Annotated in this window: 4 protein-coding genes and 1 pseudogene; all 5 read left to right on the top strand. The window is 39.0% G+C overall.

Going from position 1 to position 3,903, the window contains the following annotated elements; genetic code table 11:
* Window positions 1-552 (top strand): annotated as a pseudogene (locus Q0410_RS04020) (ABC transporter substrate-binding protein); the annotation flags it as partial.
* A complete protein-coding gene (locus Q0410_RS04015) occupies window positions 553-1,536 on the top strand; it encodes an ABC transporter permease (protein WP_299033068.1) in 984 nt (327 codons plus the stop codon).
* The gene (locus tag Q0410_RS04010; protein ID WP_299033065.1) at window positions 1,520-2,407 is read left to right on the top strand and encodes an ABC transporter permease; all 888 of its coding nucleotides are present in this window, start codon (window positions 1,520-1,522) and stop codon (window positions 2,405-2,407) included. Before Q0410_RS04015 ends, Q0410_RS04010 begins: the two co-directional genes overlap by 17 nt.
* Window positions 2,408-2,411: 4 nt before the next feature.
* On the top strand, window positions 2,412-3,215 hold the full coding sequence (locus Q0410_RS04005; protein ID WP_299033062.1) for an ABC transporter ATP-binding protein: 804 nt from the start codon (window positions 2,412-2,414) through the stop codon (window positions 3,213-3,215).
* Complete coding sequence (locus Q0410_RS04000; RefSeq protein WP_299033059.1) at window positions 3,209-3,829, top strand: ABC transporter ATP-binding protein; 621 nt, start codon at window positions 3,209-3,211, stop codon at window positions 3,827-3,829. The genes Q0410_RS04005 and Q0410_RS04000 overlap by 7 nt, the downstream gene beginning before the upstream one ends.
* Window positions 3,830-3,903 lie beyond the last annotated feature (74 nt).

The raw sequence follows: 3,903 nt of genomic DNA, 5'->3' as shown, positions 1-3,903 counted from the left end.
GCAGGTTGGAAGGCAGGCTCCGATGGTATCCGTGAAAAGGACGGTCTAAGGGCTAAGTTTGACCTCTACTATGCCTACCAAGATAGGGAAAACCTTGCGGTTTATTTTGCAGAAAAAGCTCGTCAAATCGGTATAGAAGTAGAAACTAAGTATGGTGACTGGGACTATGTAATGGATCATTTGTATGATCAGGCAGTCCTCTTTGGTTGGGGAGGCTACGACCCACTTGATATGTACTATTCTTATTCAACTAAGTACCAGGCCTATGATTTTTATAACACAAACTTCTACTCAAATCCAAGGGTAGATGAGTATTTTGATAAGGGCTTGTCAGCTGACAACCTAGATGATTTCTATGATTATTTCAAAAAAGCCCAATGGGATGGACAAACTGGTTTTTCTCACCTAGGTGATGCTCCATGGGTATGGCTTGTAAATGAAAACCATGTTTACATGGTAAGAGACGGTCTAGAAATCGGCCAAACTAAGATAGAACCACACAGCTCTAGCTTTACAATTTTAGATTCGATAGCAAATTGGAAGTGGGAATAGATGGTTAAAAGAATTGTAAAAGAATTATTTCTTTTCCTTCTTTTAATTATCTCTGTAAGTTTTATATCCTTTCTTCTTTTGGACTTATCGCCTATAGACCCAGTCGCAAGTTTTGCAAGAAACAAGTCTATAGGCCTAAGCCCTGAAGCCAAACAAGAACTAATAAGCCAGTGGGGGCTAGATAAACCCCTCATGGCGAGATTTTTCTCTTGGCTAAGTCACCTTTTTAGGGGAGACTTGGGGGTATCAAATATCTACGGCAGAGAAGTAATTGATATAATCAAAGAAGGTTTTTCTAAATCTATTTTACTAATGGGCCTAGCCTGGATTTTCCAAGGGATTATTGGAATTGGGCTTGGGATAATAGCAGGGGCAAATGCTGGAAAGGTCAAGGATAAGATTATCAAGGCCTATGCCATTGTTTTTGCATCTACACCTAGTTATTGGGTGGGGATTTTACTTATTATTGTATTTTCTTTGAAATTAAAGATTTTCCCCTCATCCATGGGTGCTCCTATAGGTGTCCTAAGGGAAGATATTACCCTGGCTGATACCTTAAAACACCTGTTTCTTCCAGCTTTGACCTTGGTTTTAGTTGGAGTATCAAACCTAATCCTTCATACAAGAAGCAAGGTGATTGATATTTTAAACTCTGATTATATCCTATATGCCAAGGCAAGGGGGATGAAAAAGAGTGAAATCGTAAATAAATTTGCCTTTAAAAACCTAATCTTACCTGGTTTGAGTTTATTATTCACATCCTTTTCGGAGCTTTTTTCAGGAACAGTCCTTGTAGAAAATGTCTTTAACTACCCAGGTATAGGATCTCTTACGGTAGAGGCAGGTCTTAGGGGAGATGCACCACTTTTATTGGGTTTGGTCTTATTTTCCTCTATCTTTGTTTATGTAGGAAATAGGATTTGTGACCTCTTATACCTAGCGATTGACCCGAGATTAAGGGGGCAAGATGAAACTAGAAGATAATTTATATACAAAAAATATGACCAAGTCTTACTCCCAAAGGGTAGAAGAAAGGGGCCTAAGTCTTAGAAAAAAGACCCTCCTAATGATTTTTATTTCCCTTATGTTTTTAAGTTTTATTTTTATCAAGGGATCTTTGATAACTGATGAGAGTCTGGCAGCAGACTTTGCCAATAAATTAAAGTCTCCAAGCCTTGACCATATTTTTGGGACAGATGCCAATGGTAGGGACATGGCCCTAAGGACTATAAAGGGTCTTGCTAATTCCTTATATATAGGGATAATTGGCAGCCTATCATCACTACTTATAGCATCCTTATTTTCCTTGGCTTTAAGTATTGGCAATAAGAGAGTGGATAAATTGGTAAACTTTATTATAGATATATTTTTATCCATCCCCCACATGATGCTTCTAATCCTTATATCGGTAGCAACTGGTAGGGGAGCCAAGGGGGTTATCCTAGGAATCGCCCTAACCCACTGGACAAGCCTAACAAGGCTTTTAAGGGGAGAGATTTTGGAACTTAAAAACGAAAACTATATAAAAATTTCAAGGGCTATGGGTAAGTCCAAAATCTTTATCTTTATCCATCACATCCTACCCCATATAGCAGGGCAGATGATTGTGGGACTTATCCTTTTATTTCCCCACGCTATTTTGCATGAGTCAGCCATAAGCTTTTTAGGTTTTGGCCTTTCCCTATCGACTCCATCTATTGGTATAATTTTATCAGAATCAATGAAGTATCTCCTCCAGGGACATTGGCATTTGGCCTTTTTCCCAGGACTTCTTTTGTGCCTGGTAGTTTACGCTATAAATAACCTAGGGGAAAACCTGGGCAGACTCATTGACCCCTATTCTTATCACAGGTGATTTTATGAATGTATTAGAAATTAAAAATTTAAATATATCTTTCTACCAATACCAAAAGGGCCTTCAAAGAAGGAGGCTAGATGTGGTAAGAGATTTGAATTTGGAGGTAAAAGAAGGCGAGATAATGGCGATTTTTGGTGCATCTGGCTCTGGCAAGAGCCTTTTGGCTCACGCCATATTGGGACTTTTGCCTTATAATGGTTTTTATGAAGGAGAAGTTTATTACAAGGGAGAAGTTCTAGATGAAAACCTCCTAGAAAAAGTAAGGGGTGAGGAAATATTTTTTATTCCCCAAACTATAAATGCCCTAAATCCTCTCCTAAAGACTTCAAAGCAAGCCAGGATGACCCTAAAAAGAAGTGAGTATAAAAGACAAGAAGAAGTTTATAGGGCCTTTGGTCTGGGCAAAGAAGTAGATAAGATGTATCCCTTTGAATTATCAGGTGGGATGGCAAGAAGGGTCTTAGTTTCTGATGCCATTTTGTCTAATGCTGACCTTATAATTGCCGATGAGCCTACACCAGGTATGGATAAAAAAGCCACAGATGAGATTATCTCATACTTTAGAGAACAAAAGGCAGCCTGCAAAACTTCTTTAATTATAAGCCACGATATCAACATGGCCCTAAGCATAGCTGATAGGATTGCCATATTTTATGATGGGAGAATTATCGAAGTTTCTCCGGTAGAGGCCTTTGAAAACGAAGGTGCAGGCCTTAAAAACCCATATTCTAAGATGCTTATAAGGGCCTTGCCAGAAAATGGGCTCAAGCTTTTAAGTAAAGATGAGGTGGATGATCTATGTTAAGGGTAGAAAATTTGAGTTTTTCCTATGACGGGAAAAATGAGATATTAAAGGATGTATCACTAAACTTGGAGCCTGGGAAGGTCTTAGGTCTAATGGCTCCTTCAGGCTTTGGCAAATCAACTCTCGGTAAGCTCATGGCAGGTTATATCAAGGCTCCTAGGGGGACTGTTACCGTTGATGGCAGGGATATAAACGACCTTAAGGGATTTTTGCCAGTTCAAATGGTCCACCAGGCACCAGAAAAAAATGTCAACATTAGGTGGAAGGTGGGAAAAATCTTAAATGAGGGTTGGGAGGTAAATTCTGATGTGAAGGAGAAATTTGGCATAGAAGATTCTTTTTTATCTAAGTTTCCAACAGAATTATCCGGCGGAGAACTCCAAAGGGTCTGTATAGCAAGAGTCTTATCCAAAGACACAAAATACCTCATAGCAGATGAGGTCACAACTATGCTAGATTCTATAAGCCAGGCTCAAATATGTAAACTCCTACTCCACTTTGCAAAAAAACACGGCCTAGGAATCCTCTTTATTTCCCACAACCAGGCCCTTGTGGAGGCCATAGCCGATAGGGTACTTGACCTTACAGAGATAAATAAAATTAGAAATATTTAGAAATTAAAAAAGTCGTCCTTGGCATTTGTTAGATAAATGCTGGACGATTTTTTTTATAAATCTGCCTGGTGGCT

The organism is uncultured Anaerococcus sp., assembly GCF_937934665.1.
GTDB lineage: Bacteria > Bacillota > Clostridia > Tissierellales > Peptoniphilaceae > Anaerococcus.
This window is presented reverse-complemented; position numbering and strand designations above follow the sequence as displayed.